Annotated in this window: 11 protein-coding genes; 7 read left to right on the top strand and 4 right to left on the bottom strand. The window is 66.4% G+C overall.

Features of this window, described 5'->3' with window-relative positions; genetic code table 11:
• Nucleotides 1–62 precede the first annotated feature (62 nt).
• A complete protein-coding gene (locus A5777_RS17605) occupies nucleotides 63–1,391 on the bottom strand; it encodes a type VII secretion-associated protein (protein ID WP_082933733.1) in 1,329 nt (442 codons plus the stop codon).
• On the bottom strand, nucleotides 1,388–5,560 hold the full coding sequence (eccCa, locus tag A5777_RS17600; protein WP_064863622.1) for a type VII secretion protein EccCa: 4,173 nt from the start codon (nucleotides 5,558–5,560) through the stop codon (nucleotides 1,388–1,390). Before eccCa ends, A5777_RS17605 begins: the two co-directional genes overlap by 4 nt.
• A gap of 126 nt (nucleotides 5,561–5,686) precedes the next feature.
• Here eccCa and eccD point away from each other — a divergent pair, with 126 nt between their 5' ends.
• Complete coding sequence (gene eccD / locus A5777_RS17595; protein ID WP_064863621.1) at nucleotides 5,687–7,246, top strand: type VII secretion integral membrane protein EccD; 1,560 nt, start codon at nucleotides 5,687–5,689, stop codon at nucleotides 7,244–7,246.
• Nucleotides 7,247–7,284: 38 nt separating this feature from the next.
• Nucleotides 7,285–8,631 (top strand): type VII secretion-associated serine protease mycosin, encoded by a 1,347-nt coding sequence (gene mycP, locus A5777_RS17590; RefSeq protein WP_064863672.1) that lies wholly within the window; start codon nucleotides 7,285–7,287, stop codon nucleotides 8,629–8,631.
• A 43-nt stretch (nucleotides 8,632–8,674) separates the two neighbouring features.
• Here the strand turns inward: mycP and A5777_RS17585 are convergent, their stop codons facing one another.
• Nucleotides 8,675–9,631 carry a 4-hydroxy-3-methylbut-2-enyl diphosphate reductase gene (locus A5777_RS17585; RefSeq protein ID WP_064863620.1) on the bottom strand — a complete coding sequence of 319 codons (957 nt, stop codon included), beginning with the start codon at nucleotides 9,629–9,631 and terminating at the stop codon, nucleotides 8,675–8,677.
• Nucleotides 9,632–9,714: 83 nt separating this feature from the next.
• On the opposite strand from A5777_RS17585, the gene A5777_RS17580 reads away from it, so the two are divergent.
• The 3 genes from A5777_RS17580 to A5777_RS17570 are packed head-to-tail and all read left to right on the top strand — an operon-like array spanning nucleotide 9,715 to nucleotide 12,244.
• Entirely contained in the window at nucleotides 9,715–10,608 is an 894-nt protein-coding gene (locus A5777_RS17580) for a lipid droplet-associated protein (protein ID WP_064863671.1), read from the top strand.
• Nucleotides 10,605–11,969 (top strand): exodeoxyribonuclease VII large subunit, encoded by a 1,365-nt coding sequence (xseA, locus tag A5777_RS17575; protein ID WP_064863619.1) that lies wholly within the window; start codon nucleotides 10,605–10,607, stop codon nucleotides 11,967–11,969. The genes A5777_RS17580 and xseA overlap by 4 nt, the downstream gene beginning before the upstream one ends.
• A complete protein-coding gene (locus tag A5777_RS17570) occupies nucleotides 11,966–12,244 on the top strand; it encodes an exodeoxyribonuclease VII small subunit (RefSeq protein ID WP_064863618.1) in 279 nt (92 codons plus the stop codon). Before xseA ends, A5777_RS17570 begins: the two co-directional genes overlap by 4 nt.
• A 41-nt stretch (nucleotides 12,245–12,285) precedes the next feature.
• On the opposite strand, the gene A5777_RS17565 is transcribed toward A5777_RS17570, so the two are convergent.
• Nucleotides 12,286–12,852 (bottom strand): DUF4245 domain-containing protein, encoded by a 567-nt coding sequence (locus A5777_RS17565; protein ID WP_064863670.1) that lies wholly within the window; start codon nucleotides 12,850–12,852, stop codon nucleotides 12,286–12,288.
• 103 nt (nucleotides 12,853–12,955) lie between these two features.
• Between A5777_RS17565 and A5777_RS24310 the strand changes: the two genes are divergently transcribed.
• Nucleotides 12,956–14,491: an ABC transporter permease subunit gene (locus tag A5777_RS24310; RefSeq protein ID WP_082933731.1), complete on the top strand. Its 1,536-nt coding sequence runs from the start codon at nucleotides 12,956–12,958 to the stop codon at nucleotides 14,489–14,491.
• Nucleotides 14,488–15,264 (top strand): amino acid ABC transporter ATP-binding protein, encoded by a 777-nt coding sequence (locus tag A5777_RS17555; RefSeq protein WP_064863617.1) that lies wholly within the window; start codon nucleotides 14,488–14,490, stop codon nucleotides 15,262–15,264. Before A5777_RS24310 ends, A5777_RS17555 begins: the two co-directional genes overlap by 4 nt.
• Nucleotides 15,265–15,380 lie beyond the last annotated feature (116 nt).

Genomic DNA, 15,380 nt, shown 5'->3' with positions numbered 1-15,380 from the left:
CACGCACCAGCGACCCAGAGTACGCGACGCCGCTGGTCAGGGTCAAAACGCGGCTGGTGGCCTCACGGGACGATCCTCGCCGTCGACACAGCCCGTGCACAGTGGGCGTCGACCGATTCTCCCGCAGAACCGGCCTGGCACCCGATACTCACCTGCAGATCGTCGTCGACCAGCACGTACCAGCGGATCGCCGAGCCCGACGCGGGTGCCTCGCGGTAGGCGATCACCTCGCGGTCCCCGAACCTCGTCGACGCCGAGAACTCACTCACCACGTCGTCGCCGCGCTGACTGATCCGGTTGCGCAAACTGTTCGCCACCGAGTCGAGCGTCGACGCCGAGCGCACGTCACTCTGCACCAGAAGAATCCGACCACCCGACCCCGGATCGGTGAACACACTGCGGGCCTGGCCAGTGCCACGATCGGACGGGTCGCCTGGCATCGGTGGCGCGCTGCGATGCCAGGCCGCCGGCACCGACAGCGTGGTGCGCCCGACGACGGCGTCGCGGTATGTCGGCCCCTGCGGCGCGTCGTGTCGCCATCCGACGACGCCGAGCACCACCAGACCGACGACCAGCAGAGCACAGCACGCGATCGGCAGTCGGTATCGCCACGCGAACGACTGGCGTGCACGTGCGTCCCCCGGTTGGTCGCCCATCGCCTCAGGTAGCGGGGCGACGACGGCCGTCCGTGCTCCGTGCCGACGGACAAGTGCACGATCGACGGGCACGACCCGTCCCGCAACGGCATACGCGCAGATCTCTCCGATCGCCGCGCGTACCTCATCCCGGTCGGAACCGTCGACGAATACCGCCTCCACCGAGTCGTCGACGAGCGCGACGATCTTCTCCCCCACGTGAGCGGCGTCATCCAGGGTGATGACGCCGCTGCGTTCGATCACCCAACCCCCGGAGGTGCGGACCAACCGTGCAACATCCCAGGTCGGTGGCACCGTGTCGGCCGGATAGCTCGGGCGGTGTGTCGTCTCGACGACCACACAGTTGCCCATCACGGTGTCGCTGTGACTACGTGCCACGAGAACTGCGCGAGGTATCAGACTCGCAGGCGGGCGCATACCCGCGGCCGCGCGCGCGAGAACCCCGCACCGCACCGACCCCCAGGTGCTGGGGTGGCCGATCAGGAGCGGTCGATCGCTCACGCTGCGAGCGATGTTCCACAGCACCTCGCGCCAGAGCTCTCCGACATCACGCGACGCGCCGGCTACGGTCACCGCGGCCGCGTCGATGTGGTCGAGCAAGAAGGTGACGTCGAGGGGCCCCGGCCCGCTCGCGGTGTCGACGACGGCCTCGCCGTACGCGAGATCGACGACGACCGGCGCAGCTGCCGGTGCGGCCGGGGCGACTGGTTCCGACTGTGGGATCGTCACGCTCACCGATCCGCCTCGAGGGCCACCTGGATCATTTCCTGCGGCCTGACTCGCGACACGAGTTCTCCGCGGCCCGGCACGAGCTGCTGCATCCTGGATCGACCGACGATGTAGCCCTCGTCGCGGTCGCCGCTCATCAGCAGGACGTCGCTCGACAGGTCCTTCAGCCGGGCGATCACCGGGTCGAACATCGCCCGACCGACGCCACCCGACCGACGGGCGAGCACGATGTGCAGTCCGATGTCGCGGGCGTGTGACGCCATCTCGACCAGCGGTTCGATCGGATGCCGAGCGCCGGTAGCCACCATGTCGTAGTCGTCGATGATGACGTAGATGTCGGGACCCGACCACCAGCTACGTTCCTTCAGCTGCTGCACGGTGAGGTCTTCCGGTGGCAACCGGTCACGGAAGTAGCCCGCGAGTTGGGTCATCATCGATCCCGCGTTCTCGGTCGAGCTCGCATAGCCCGCCAGGTGCTCGCCCTCGATGATGCCCAGCATCGTGCGCCGGAAGTCGACGAGGACGATCTTGACCTCGTCGGGCGTCGAATTGCGCACGAGCCCCGTGACGATCGTCTTGAGCACGTTGGTTTTGCCGTGCTCGACATCGGAGAACACCATGAAGTGCGGTTGGACGCCGAAGTCGAGGACCACGGGAGCAAGCTCGAGTTCGCCGACGCCTATCGCTACCTGGTTGGGCCCCAACGTGATCGACGACGCCGTCAACAACTCGTCGACGCGCTCACGGGTGATCTCGGTGCCGAGTTTGCGCACCGGCATGGCCCGCCGGTCAGCTCCGTACGCGTTCTGCAGCTTCTCCGCGGCGTGAGCGACACCGGCGCGTAGCGATTGCGCCGAGGAAACCCCGTCGAGCCTCGGCAACGCGATGAGCATGTGCAGTTCCTGTGCGGTGAGTCCGCGTCCTGGTCGATTCTGCGGCACCGATGCCGCGGCGCGCCTGCCCATCGTCGAGTCGCTGGGGTCGCCGAGCCTCAGTTCGATCCGACTGCCCATCAGGTCGCGCATCGCCGGCTTGACCTCTGCCCACCTCGACGCCGCGATGACGACGTGAACTCCGTACGAGAGTCCCTGCGAGACAAGGGTGCTGATCTGTTCGTCGAGAAAGTCGAACTCGCCGCGCAGCACCGCGATGCCGTCGAAGACGAGGAACACATCGCCGTGCCGGTCGTCGCCGAGAGGATCGTCGTCGGCGAGGACTCCGGTGGCGAACCACTGCGCCCGACGCGCGCGGAAGTCCTGCATCGACTCAATTCCCAAGCGCGCGAACAGCAATTCGCGACGACGCAGGATCGCCGACACCTCGGCGACCGTGCGTCGCACCGCGTCGAGATCGCCGCGCGAGGCCACCGACCCGACGTGCGGCACTCCGGCCAGCCCCGCGAGGCTGCCACCGCCGAAATCGAGGCAGTAGAACTGAACCTGCTCGGGTGTATGCGTTGCCGCCATCGACATGACCAGGGTGCGCAGCGCCGTCGACTTGCCCGATTGCGGACCACCGACAACCGCGACGTTGCCTGCGCCGCCCGACAGATCGAGTAGCAGCAGGTCGCGACGCTGGTCGTACGGGCGGTCGACGATGCCGACGGCAGCGACGAGAGTGCCTGGCGCAGCGGGTTGATTCACGTCCCGACCGACGAGTACGTCGACTGTCGGAGAGTCGTCGAGCGGGGGCAACCAGACACCGTGCGCTGCGGGTCCGTGCCCCGCGATTCTCCCGACGAGTGTCTGCAGCAACGTCGGAACACCAACCCCGACGACGTCGGCAGCGACGCTTCCGTTGACGCAGGACTCGCCCGCCCCATCCCCGTCTACCTTTCCCAGCTCGGCGGTGTTCGAGTCAGATCTCGGCGGCTCCTCGTCGAGCAGCGCCAGCGCGGCGTCGAGTACCGAACCCTGCCGGGCCACTGCGTAATCCCCATCGCCGTCTTCCGCACGGCCGTAAACCGCACCGTCGAGTGGGACCGGCAGCGCAGTGAAGATTCTCATCGTGGCGCGCGGACGATCGGAGTCCACATCGATCTCGTCGAGGTAGGCAGATGGCGAGTGATAGGGGCCGGACACATACGAGGTGTTGAATCTGATCGGTTCGGCGCTGTCGCATTTGAGGTAGGCGGAGCCCGGGACGCTCGGCAGGTGATAGGCGTCGGGAACGCCGAGCACCGACCTCGACTCGTTGGCGGAGAACGTCTTCAGCCCGATGCGATACGACAGGTGGCTGTCGAGGCCACGCAGTTTGCCCTCCTCCAACCTCTGCGAGGCCAGGAGCAGATGGATGTGCAGCGAACGCCCAAGACGACCGATCGCCACGAACAGTTCCGCGAAATCCGGTTTCTGGGAGAGCAATTCGGAAAACTCGTCGACGATGATGAAGAGTGCAGGCATCGGCTCGAGACGCACACCCGAGGCGCGCGCACGCTCATACTCGGCAACGTTGGCGAAGTTTCCCGAGGCGCGGAGCACCTCCTGTCGACGAGTCATCTCACCGGAGAGAGCGTCCTTCATCCGGTCGACCATTGCCAGTTCTTGCTCGAGGTTGGTGATGATCGCCGCAACGTGCGGCGCCGACTCGAGGCCCAGGAACGTCGCCCCGCCTTTGAAGTCGACGAGAACGAGGTTGAGTTCGGCAGGCGAGTGTGTTGCCAACATGGATACGACAAGCGTGCGCAGAAACTCGGACTTTCCCGAACCCGTTGCGCCGATACATAATCCGTGCGGTCCGGTGCCTCCGTGTGCGCTCTCTTTGATGTCGAGCTCAACAGGCGTTCCGTTCGGCTGGAAACCGATCGGCACACGGAGGCGATCTTTACCCGTCCGACCGCGCCACTGCACGCTCGGATCGAAGCGAGCAACGTCGTCGATGCCGAGAAGAGCGGGCAGTCCCGGATCGCCTGCTGTCGCCTCGGAGTCCAGGTTGGCCATGCTCGCCGCGGTTGCCACATGGTAGCGAGCGAGTTTGCGTGCGATGGCCTCCGCTTCGGCGATCGTCAACCCATCCATGTCGGCGAACTCCTCGATGCCGACAGCGCTACGCGCACAGACCTTGCCGCCGCGAATCATCAACTCGAGTCCGCGCCGTGCAGCCAGTCCATCGGGCGGGGCAGACAGATCGAGAACGGTCACCTGTTCGGTACCAGCATCGTTGACCAGCCGCTCGTCTCCGGCGACGTGGCCGTCGTCGATGATGACGACGACGTGCGCTCGCCCGGCCACGGGCGGTGCGGAGCGACTGAATCGACCGCGGTCGAGTAGTTCCGCCGCAAGCGACGTCTCCAGGTCGGCGAGCGACTCGAAGACCATACGCAGCGGCCCCAATCCGTCACGAAGGCTCGGATGTCCCACGTGGGGAAGCCATTTCGTCCAGTCCCATGCCTCGCCGACGGGGTCGGCGGTGACGATCGCGATCCGCAGATGGTCCGGACCGTGAAACACACACAGTTCTGCCACGAGGGCGCGCACCACCTCGCGGGTTTCTCCGCGGACGCCGCCGATGTTGACCGCCGGGAACCCGCGCAGCGAGATCGACGTCGGTAATCGGTGAACGACGGAATGCGTTCGCACGAAACGACGTAACGCGACCATCGAGACAGGTTCGAGGTCTTCGGGCGGACCGGTCTCGGGCGGCATCAGGCGTGTCGCGAGTCCATGCGCGCCGACACCGATCCGGACGTGTGCGAAGTCGGGATCAGACGGCCGTCGTTCCCACATCCGACGTGTACCGATCAGCGTCGGCAGTGTGCGCGGGTCGGGATGGCTCCAGGTCAGCGCTGCGCGTTGCGCGTCGACGGTGTCGCGGACCTGGTCACGCAGTTGCCCGAGGTATCTGAAGTAGTCCTTGCGCTCCTCGTTGAGTTCCGCGGCCCGCTTACCGCCTCCGCGACCACCCGCGGCGAACATGCCGAACATGGACATGAGCATCATCAGCGGAAACATCATGAAGAGCGGATTGCTGAGAATGTTGCGACCGCCGGTCGCGAACATCAACGCCAGCATGCCGACGACCGCCACGATCATGACGACCGGCAGCAGTTTCATCAACAGATTCCCGGGTACCACCCGGGGAACGTCCGGCGGTGGTGCGATCGTCAACTCGCCGCCCGGCGTACGCGGCATGGCGATCCGCGCACGACGCACGAACCCCTCGGTCGTCGAAGCCAACTCATCTCCCCCACAGAACCCGGACACATGCTGCGCCTCGTGGCTTCTAGCCCTGTTGAGACTTGGCTGGTCGTCGATGTCGTAGTTCGCTATGTTAACTCCCAACCGCGGGGAGAACGGACAAACATGACATCTGTGGACACGTCGAGAATGGTCGGTGGCAGCCCAGCCGGGAGCGGGACGGCCGGCGAGCGACGCGCCGGCCGCACGACGCCGATCGAGCCGGCCCTCGTTCGCGTGTCTGTCCTGGGCGGCAATACCCAGCTCGACGTCGGGCTTCCCGCAGCCGTGCCGGTGGCGGTGCTGATCGGCGAGCTCGTCACCCAGATCACCGCGCGCATCCCGGCCCAACACGACCCGGACGACCCGGATGTCGATCCCTCGACACAGCCACCCGACCGCCAGCACCGTTGGACGCTCGCACTCGTCGGACAGGAGCCGCTCGTACCGAACCGAACGTTGTCGGAGTCGGGTGTTCGTGACGGCGACCTGCTGATGCTGCAGTCGGTCGACACCGGCGAGTCGCCCGTATTGTTCGACGACGTCGTCGACGCTGTCGCGCGACTCAACGATTCGGTGTTCGCGACGTGGTCGCCACTCGCCGCGCGATACGCCGGATACGTCGCGACGTTGATCGCCGCGCTGGGTGCGGCAGCATCGCTGAGCCTCACTCGTCTCGGTGGGATGGGAAGCACGACAGCACTATTGGGCGGTATCGCAGCGCTGGCTTTCCTCGCCGCCGCGGCTGTTGTCGCCCGACACTTCGACGACGCGCCGTCGGCAACCGTGCTGTCGGCGTCGGCCATGCCCTTCGCGTTCGTCGCGGGCCTATTGACCCCTCCCGGTACATTCGGCGCCGCCCATCTGGCGCTGGGGTGTGCGCTGGTGTTGCTCGCCTCAGTCGTCTCGTATCGGGTGACCGCTGTCGGACCGATCACCCACAGCGCACTGACCACCACGTCCACGCTGACCGGCGCAGGAGCAGTCCTGACGCTCGTCGCCGGCAGCGGCATCGGCGTTGAGAAGGTGTCGGCCGTCGTGGCTGCCGTCGGCCTGTTGACCGTATGCACCGCATCGCGCACGACGATCCTGCTCACCAAACTGCCTGTGCCACCGGTCCCGACAGCGGGTGCCCCGATCGACCTCGATGTCTTCGAACCAACACCGGCGATCGAGGGAATCGGCGCGATCGGTGCGATCGCACTGCCCAAAGTCGATGCGCTCGAACGACGCTCACACCTCGCCAACGCGTATCTGACCGGAATCATCGGCGGTGCAACCGCTGTCACCGCTGTGGCAGCCTGCGGCGCAGCGGCTCCCCTCTCCGGATTCCACCCGATCGCGGTCGCATACGCGATCGTCATCGGTGTGGTCCTGTGCCTGCGCGGTCGCTCGCACAGCGACCTCGCGCAGGCCGCAACGCAGATCGCGGGTGGCGCATTGACGGTGATCGTGGTGTTCGTCGGACTCGCGGTTGGCGATCCGTCGCCGTGGGCATTGATCGGGTTCGGCGTCGCCACAGCACTCGCTGTCGTTGCCGTGATCGTCGGCAGGCTCGCTGCGGCTCATGACTTTTCGCCGATGTTGCGACGCAGCGCCGAGCTGTTCGAGTACGCGCTGCTGCTCGCGGTGATCCCGCTACTACTGTGGATACTCGATCTCTACCGGCTCGTGCGGGAGTTCTGACGTTGCCGCGCGCACGCGCGTGTTCTGTTGTGGCGGCGATGGTGTCGTGCATCGCGGTACTCGTGTGCTCGAGTGAGGCTCCGGCTCTCGCCGTGACACCACCGGTCATCGACACCGCCGCACTCGTCAGATCTGCACCGGTCGCACCACCCGAACCCACAGAGCAACGCACACTCTGTGCCGCACCGCTTGCCGCAGAGGCGTATTCGTCGGCGACGGGTGCGCAGGCGATGATGCGGCTGCCTGACGCGTGGCGCTTCAGCAGAGGCGCGGGCCAGCGCGTCGCGGTGATCGACACCGGCGTCAGCCCGAGTCGACGACTCCCCCGGCTGACCGCGGGTGGCGACTACGTGTCGACCGGCGACGGTTTGTCCGACTGCGACGCACACGGCACACTCGTCGCGGGCATCATCGCGAGCGCGTCGAGCAACACCGACGCCTTCGCAGGTGTGGCACCCGACGCGTCGATCATCTCGATCCGTCAGTCGAGTACGGCGTTCGGCGCCAGACGTTCTCGCGATTCAGACGATCCTCACGTCGGGAGCGGATACGGCTCGGTGCGCACGCTCGCCCACGCGGTGGTCCGCGCCGTCGACCTCGGTGCAACGGTCATCAACATCTCCGAGGTGGCGTGCGCTGCCGTGGGCGCCAAGCTCAACGACCGATCACTCGGCGCAGCGGTGCGATATGCGCACGAGCGCGATGTCGTTGTCGTCGTCGCCGCAGGCAACCTGACACGCGATTCGGCATGTACGAGTCAGAATCCGATCCCGAGCGGCGACGACCCGACGGGGTGGCGGTCGGTCTCGATGATCGCGAGCCCCGCATGGTTCTCTCCGTACGTGCTCACCGTCGGCTCCGTGGACGCGGGCACCGGCGCCCCAAGCGATTTCAGCATCAACGGCCCGTGGGTATCTGTCGCAGCACCGGGAACCGACGTCATCAGCATCGACGGCTCGGGGCGCGTCGTGTACGCGCAGCAGGATCAGTCGGGACCAATCCCCTTGCGCGGCACCAGCTTTTCAACTGCCTACGTCAGCGGCCTCGTCGCGCTCGTTCGTGCGCGCTACCCGCGTCTGACCGCAGCCGCAGTCATCGATCGTGTCACCAGAACTGCCCACGCGCCGGGCACCGGGCGCGATACCCGTATCGGATTCGGAGTCGTCGACCCCGTCGCGGCACTCACCGCAGAACTCGACGACACTCCACGCGCCGACGCTGTCGCACATCCGATCGCAGCACCGCCGTCACCGCAGGCACCCGATCACACCGCTCGCAACGTCGCGCTGCTCGGTACGGGGGCAGCCGCGGTGCTCATCGTGGTGGTTCTCGCACTCGCGCTGCCGCACCGGCGCACCCGCACGCTCAGTCCCGACGAGTACTGAACTCGCGACGAACACTGCCCGCCGGAGCTACGACAAGCGTTGGCTACTTCGACGACGTCCGCGCGGGCCGCAACTCGCGCGGCAGTGCGAAGGTCAGCGTCTCCTCAGCGGTGTTGACCTTCTCGACGGAGCCGTAGCCACGCTCGGCGAGGTAGTCGAGCACTCCGCGCACCAAGACCTCGGGCACCGACGCACCGGACGTCACGCCGACCGTCGAGACGCCGTCGAGCCACGCGTCGTCGATCTCGCGGGCGTAATCGACCAGGTGGCCGTCCCTGGCGCCGTTCTGCACCGCGACCTCGACAAGCCGCACCGAGTTCGACGAGTTCTTGGACCCCACCACGATCACCAGGTCGCACTGCGGAGCCATCGCCTTGACCGCGACCTGGCGGTTCTGGGTGGCGTAGCAGATGTCGTCGCTCGGTGGGTCATTGAGAAGGGGGAACTTCTCCCGCAGCCGTCGCACGGTTTCCATCGTCTCGTCGACAGACAGTGTGGTCTGCGAAAGCCAGATCACCTTGGACTCGTCGCGCACGGTCACTTTGTCGACGCTGTCGGGGCCGTCGACGATCTGGATGTGCTCGGGAGCCTCGCCGGAGGTTCCCTCGACCTCCTCGTGGCCCTCGTGACCGATCAGCAGGATGTCGTAATCGTCGCGAGCGAAACGCTTGGCCTCCTGGTGGACCTTGGTGACCAGCGGACAGGTGGCGTCGATGGTCTTGAGGCTGCGGGCGGCAGCCGTCCGATGCACCTCTGGCGACACCCCGTGTGCGGAGAAGACGACGATCGCACCCTCCGGGACCTCGTCGGTCTCGCCGACGAACACGGCGCCACGCTCGGTGAGCGTGTCCACGACGTGCCTGTTGTGAACGATCTCTTTACGCACGTAGACGGGTGCTCCGTGCTTGTCCAGGGCGCGTTCGACGGTCTCGACCGCACGGTCGACGCCCGCGCAGTAACCGCGCGGCTCGGCCAGCAGGACACGCTTTGGTTCAGACATGGTCTCCAGGGTACGTGGTGTCGGCCCAGCGAACCGCCGCGCTTCGGGTTGGTGTGACGCAGACCAGATGGCAGAGTGTGGTCATGGTTCGCGCACCCTATCCTGCACGTATCGCCGCAGGTCTCATCGTCGTGGCAATCGAAGAGACCCGCCGACTGCCGACTCGCCTGTTCACGCTGCCCATGACAGCGGTTAGTCAGACGCTGCAAGCCGGTATGCGGGCGCAGCAGCAGATCGCCGAGTTGGCGATCAAGGGCGACGAGGCCATTGACCTCCTCTTCGACAAACCCGACGAACACCCCGAGTGGGCACGCTTCGACGAAGACGAGCTGACCGAGATCGATCCGGGAACACCCATCGAGAGTACGGACACCGAACCAACCGTGACCCGAACCGCCGAGGTCACCACGCTGCACGCGGCACCCAAGGCGCCTGCGAAGTCGAAGGCGCCTGCGAAGTCGAAGACGTCTGAGAAGTCGAAGTCGTCGGCGAAGCCCGCGGCAAGCCACAAGACCTCGACCCACAAGAGCGCGGCCACGAAAACCGCGGCCGACAAGGGCACCGCACCCAAGGACTCAGCGCCTGCAAAGGCCCCCACGAAGGCGGTCGACGCCGCGACGACCACCAAGCCTGCGGAACCCGCGAAGGCCGCGACACCGGAGTCGAACTCCGCGGCCAAGACCGCGGCGCCGCGTGCCGACGCCGGGCGGTTCGCGCTCTACAGCTCAGCACCCGCCGACCTCATCGCGGGCGAGACACCCACCTCCGACGACGATGTCTCCGACGTCGACAAGCCGGAGATCGTCGAGTTCATCGAGTACGACACCCTGACGCTGGCCCAACTGCGCGCCAAACTGCGGGCCGTCGACCTCGACGACCTCACCGCGCTGGTCGCATATGAAACAGCGACCAAGAACCGGGCGCCGTTCATCACGATGCTCGACAACCGGATCACCGCCCAGAACAAGCGGTCGTGACCTCGGCGAACGCAACGCCGCCCGGGAACTCCAAAGACACGGGCAACTCCAGAGACACGGGCAACTCCAGAGACACGGGCAATAATGCCGACAACCCGTGGCCGGTACGCACCGTCAATCGCAAGATCGCGGAGTGGATCAACAAGCTCGGTCAGATCTGGGTGGAGGGTCAGGTCACCCAGGTCTCGCGCCGACCGGGTACCCGCACCTCGTTCCTCACGCTTCGCGATCCGGCCGCAGACATCTCGATCACCGTCACCTGCAGCCCCGACCTGTTGATGCGCACCGAGGTCCCCGTGACCGAGGGCAGCCACGTCGTGATGCTCGGCCGACCCGACTTCTACGCCGGCCGCGGCACGATCTCCTTGCGCGTCACCGACATTCGACCCATCGGCGTCGGCCAGCTGTTGCTGCGCATCGAACGTCTCAAACAACTCCTCGCGGCGGAGGGGCTCTTCGATCCGCGCCTCAAGCGGTCGCTGCCGTTCCTCCCGCGCACCGTCGGGTTGATCTCCGGACGCGCGAGCGCCGCCCAGCGCGACGTGATGTCGGTGGCGCAGACACGGTGGACGCAGGTGCGCTTCGCGGTCCGCGACGCTCCCGTCCAGGGACCGACAGCGGTGCCACGCATCCTGGCCCACCTCGCCGATCTCGACGCCGACCCCGAGGTCGACGTCATCGTGATCGCACGCGGCGGAGGCAGCGTCGAGGATCTACTCCCTTTCTCCGACGAGGCACTGCTGCGGGCCGTCGCAGCATGTACCACGCCCGTCATCAGCGCGATCGGCCATGAACCCGACAATCCGCTCCTCGACCTCGTCGCCGACATCCGCGCCGCCACCCCGACCGATGCGGCCAAGCGCGTCGTCCCCGATGTCACCGCAGAACTCGCCGGCATCGCAGAGGTGCGTCGACGCAGCGCCCACGCACTCCGTAACTGGGTCCACCGCGAAGACCGGGTGATCGCGGGCCTGCGTGCACGGCCCGTCCTCGCCAACCCGTTCACCATGATCGACCGACGCTCCGACGACGTCGACCGCATGCGGCGCGACATCCGACGCGACGTCAGCAGGATGGTCGACGCCGAGCAGCGCCGCGTCGAACATCTCTCCGCGCGCCTGGCGACACTCGGTCCGGCACAGACCCTCGCCCGCGGGTACGCCGTCGTCCAACGCGTCGACGACGGCGACCCTCACGTGGTGACCTCGACCGACCAAATGCCCGCGGGCGCGCGACTGCGCATCCGCGTCGGCGACGGCGCAGCCACGGCTGAGGTCACGTCAGAAGCACCCGACGCCGAGAAACGCACAGCGAAGACCACCGACGACGACACCCCCAGCACACAGAGGAGCACGAAGTGACCGGCCCTGCGAAAGGCAAGTCCACCAAGCCGATTCCGGTGGCGCAGCTCGGTTACGAGCAGGCCCGCGACGAGCTCATCGAGGTCGTCACGACACTCGAACACGGTGGCCTCGACCTCGACGCATCGCTAGCGCTCTGGGAACGCGGCGAAGCATTGGCGACGCGCTGCGAGGAACACCTCACCGGAGCGCGTGACCGTATCGAAGCCGCCCTCTCGCCCGATGACAGCGAGGATGACGACGAGTTCGACGACTCAGACCCCGACGAGGACTGAGCTCACCCACGCCGGGCTCACCGGGACTGGGATCGGGAGTCCTACTTCGGCAGTGGCTGCTGAGCGAGCACCGACTGCGCCATCTGCTCCATCTCGGAGTCGGGACCGCGTGACATCACGGCAATCCGCACGTCGGAGAGGTCGGTGATCCAGAACTTGTTGCCGTCGTGCGTCGAATAGGTCACCCAGGTGTGCCCGCCGATGTCCTTGGTGCCCGTTCCCGATGACACGTCGTCGCCGCCGAGCTTCTGGACGAGATCGTCCTCGGACGCATCGGTTTGCGTGAGCTGCAGATAGGCGCCGGTGCCGGTGACCCAACCAACGTTGCTCGACGTCGAGCCGCCTGCCATCTCCCCGGTGCTGCCCGAGTTCGGCTTCCAGCCCTCCGGCGTCGGGGGTCGTCGAATCGGGAACGGCATGGTCCGCGCGTCGGCGGCGAGTCCGTTGTGGACGTCGTACGCGGGGGTTTTGTCGTCGGAGGCGGTGCCGGTCAGTCCCACCGAACAGTTGCCGGACGCGATCGCCACCAGTGCGCAGACCGCCAGCAACGGGATCAGCGTCCAGATCATGTCCTTGCCGCTGGTCAGGATGCGGGGTTTGCTCGCCATGGCTGACGAGTATCCCAGCCGCACGCCACACCCTGCGTCGCGCCCCTCGACGAGCGTGCGCGCCGCCACAATCGACCGCCACCGTCACGCGGTACGGTTCCGTATGCGCGCGCTACAGCTCGTCATGTCCCGTGTCGGGTCCACCGTCCGGCTCAGTGGCAGAGGACGCATCGCCGTCGTCGTGTTGTCCACACTGATCGCCGCGGCAACCCTTGCTGCGTGCGGCGGTTCCGACGACCAGCGCAACGGCATGGACGAGATCCGTTCTTCCGGCGTGCTGCGTGTCGGCACCGAGGGCACCTACGCGCCGTTCAGCTATCGCGATCCCACGACGGGCGAGCTCGCAGGCTACGACGTCGACGTCGCGAACGCGGTCGCCAGGAAGATGGGCGTGCGGGCCGAATTCGTCACAACTCCTTGGGATTCCATCTTCGCCGGACTGGAGTCGGGCAGATTCGACGTCGTCGCCAACCAGGTGTCGATCACGCCGGAACGCAAGGCCAAATACGACCTCTCCAAGCCATACGCCGTCAGCGAGGGTGTCATCGTCACCCGCGCCGACGACAACTCCATCCACTCGCTCGACGACCTCAAGGGCAAGACCACCGCGCAGTCGGCCACGAGCAACTGGGCACAGGTGGCCCGCGACGCGGGCGCGAACGTCGAATCCGTCGAGGGCTTCACCCAGGCGATCAAGCTGCTCAACCAGGGGCGCGTCCAGGCAACCGTGAACGACAGCGTCGCGGTCTACGCCTACTTCGCCGAGACCGGCGACAAGAGCGTGAAGATCGCCGCCAAGACCGGAGACACCAGCGAGCAGGCCTTCGCCGCCAGAAAGAACAGCGGGATCACCGGCGACATCAACAAGGCACTCGACGAGCTCAGTGCCGATGGAACCCTGTCGACCATCTCGCAGAAGTACCTCAAGGCGGACGCCAGCGGAAGCGCTGCCGCACAGCAGCAGCAGGCAGTGCCGCGCAGCACGTGGAAGATCATCGGCGACAACCTGTGGCCGATGGCCAAGGCGACCATCACCGTCACCATCCCGCTCGCCGCGATCAGTTTCTTGATTGGTCTGGTAATCGCCTTGGTCGTGGCGCTGGCACGGCTCTCGCAGACACGACTGATCAACTGGCTGGCGCGCGCCTACATCTCGATCGTCCGTGGCACGCCACTGTTGGTGCAGTTGTTCATCATCTTCTACGCGCTACCCGAATTGGGCATCAAGGTGCCGCCGTTCCCCGCCGCCGTCGTCGCGTTCTCGCTCAACGTCGGCGGGTACGCCGCCGAGATCATCCGCAGCGCGATCCTCTCGGTTCCGAAGGGGCAGACAGAAGCGGCCCAGACGATCGGCATGAATTACCGCACGACGATGCGTCGGATCATCCTGCCGCAGGCGGCACGCAACGCGGTGCCGGGCTTGTCCAACACGTTGATCTCGTTGGTCAAGGACACCTCCCTGGCGTCGACGATCCTGGTGACCGAACTGCTGCGGGTCGCTCAGCTCGCCGCAGCACCGACGTTCGAGTTCTTCGCGCTCTACACCACCGCAGCCATCTACTACTGGATCGTGTGCATGGTCCTGTCCGCCCTGCAGAACAGGCTCGAGTCCCGATTGGGAAGGTTCGTGACGTCATGAGTGAACCCGTCAGCAAGCAGCCGGAGCGAGTCGTCGACGTCGCCGGGCTGCAGAAGTCCTTCGGCGACAACCACGTTCTGCGCGGCATCGACTTCACCGTCGACCGCGGCACGGTGACCGTCATCGTCGGCCCATCCGGCTCGGGCAAGACCACCATCCTGCGATCGCTCAACGCCCTCGACATCCCCGACGCCGGAGTCATCCGCGTCGGGGAGCAGACGATCGACTTCGACGGCACGTACTCGAAATCCGACATCGCCAGGTATCGCGCGCAGAGTGCGATGGTGTTCCAGAACTACAACCTCTTTCCCCACATGACGGTCCTCGAGAACGTCATCGAGGGGCCCGTCACGGTGCAGCGTCGCAGCAAGGCCGACGCCACTGCGGAGGCCGAAGCACTGCTGGCCAGCGTCGGGCTCGCCGAGAAGCGCGACCAATACCCGCACCAGTTGTCGGGCGGCCAGCAGCAGCGAGTGGGGATCGTCCGCGCCGTCGCGCTGCATCCGCAGGTCCTGTTGTTCGACGAACCGACGTCGGCGCTCGATCCCGAACTCGTCGGCGACGTGCTGAAAGTGCTCAAGGGTCTCGCCGAGGAGAGCTGGACGATGGTCGTCGTGACCCACGAGATCCGATTCGCGCAGGAGGTCGCCGACCAGGTGCTGTTCGTCGACGGTGGTGTGATCGTCGAGCAGGGCGGCCCCGACGAGGTGATCGCACATCCCGCGGAGGAACGCACCCGTCAGTTCCTCCGTCGCATCCTCGACCCCCTCTGAGGCCTCCACAACCCGCGTGCGCTGCATCGACGCGTCAGATCACTCCCGAGGCGGGTGCGTGAACTCGCACTCGTCATGAAAGGATGATCGATGGGCGTCATTCGCCCGATGCCGCG

Source organism: Gordonia sp. 852002-10350_SCH5691597 (assembly GCF_001665715.1).
In the GTDB taxonomy this organism is placed as follows: domain Bacteria; phylum Actinomycetota; class Actinomycetes; order Mycobacteriales; family Mycobacteriaceae; genus Gordonia; species Gordonia sputi.
Note: the sequence above shows the minus strand (reverse complement) of the source record. Positions and strands in the feature narration are given on the sequence as shown.

What these genes read in the sequence shown, in the direction of transcription:
- eccD (WP_064863621.1), top strand. Translation starts at nt 5,687, where the DNA reads ATGACATCTGTGGACACGTCGAGAATGGTCGGTGGCAGCCCAGCCGGG.
- mycP (WP_064863672.1), top strand. Translation starts at nt 7,285, where the DNA reads ATGGTGTCGTGCATCGCGGTACTCGTGTGCTCGAGTGAGGCTCCGGCT.
- A5777_RS17585 (WP_064863620.1), bottom strand. Translation starts at nt 9,631, where the DNA reads ATGTCTGAACCAAAGCGTGTCCTGCTGGCCGAGCCGCGCGGTTACTGC.
- A5777_RS17580 (WP_064863671.1), top strand. Translation starts at nt 9,715, where the DNA reads ATGGTTCGCGCACCCTATCCTGCACGTATCGCCGCAGGTCTCATCGTC.
- A5777_RS17565 (WP_064863670.1), bottom strand. Translation starts at nt 12,852, where the DNA reads ATGGCGAGCAAACCCCGCATCCTGACCAGCGGCAAGGACATGATCTGG.
- A5777_RS24310 (WP_082933731.1), top strand. Translation starts at nt 12,956, where the DNA reads ATGCGCGCGCTACAGCTCGTCATGTCCCGTGTCGGGTCCACCGTCCGG.
- A5777_RS17555 (WP_064863617.1), top strand. Translation starts at nt 14,488, where the DNA reads ATGAGTGAACCCGTCAGCAAGCAGCCGGAGCGAGTCGTCGACGTCGCC.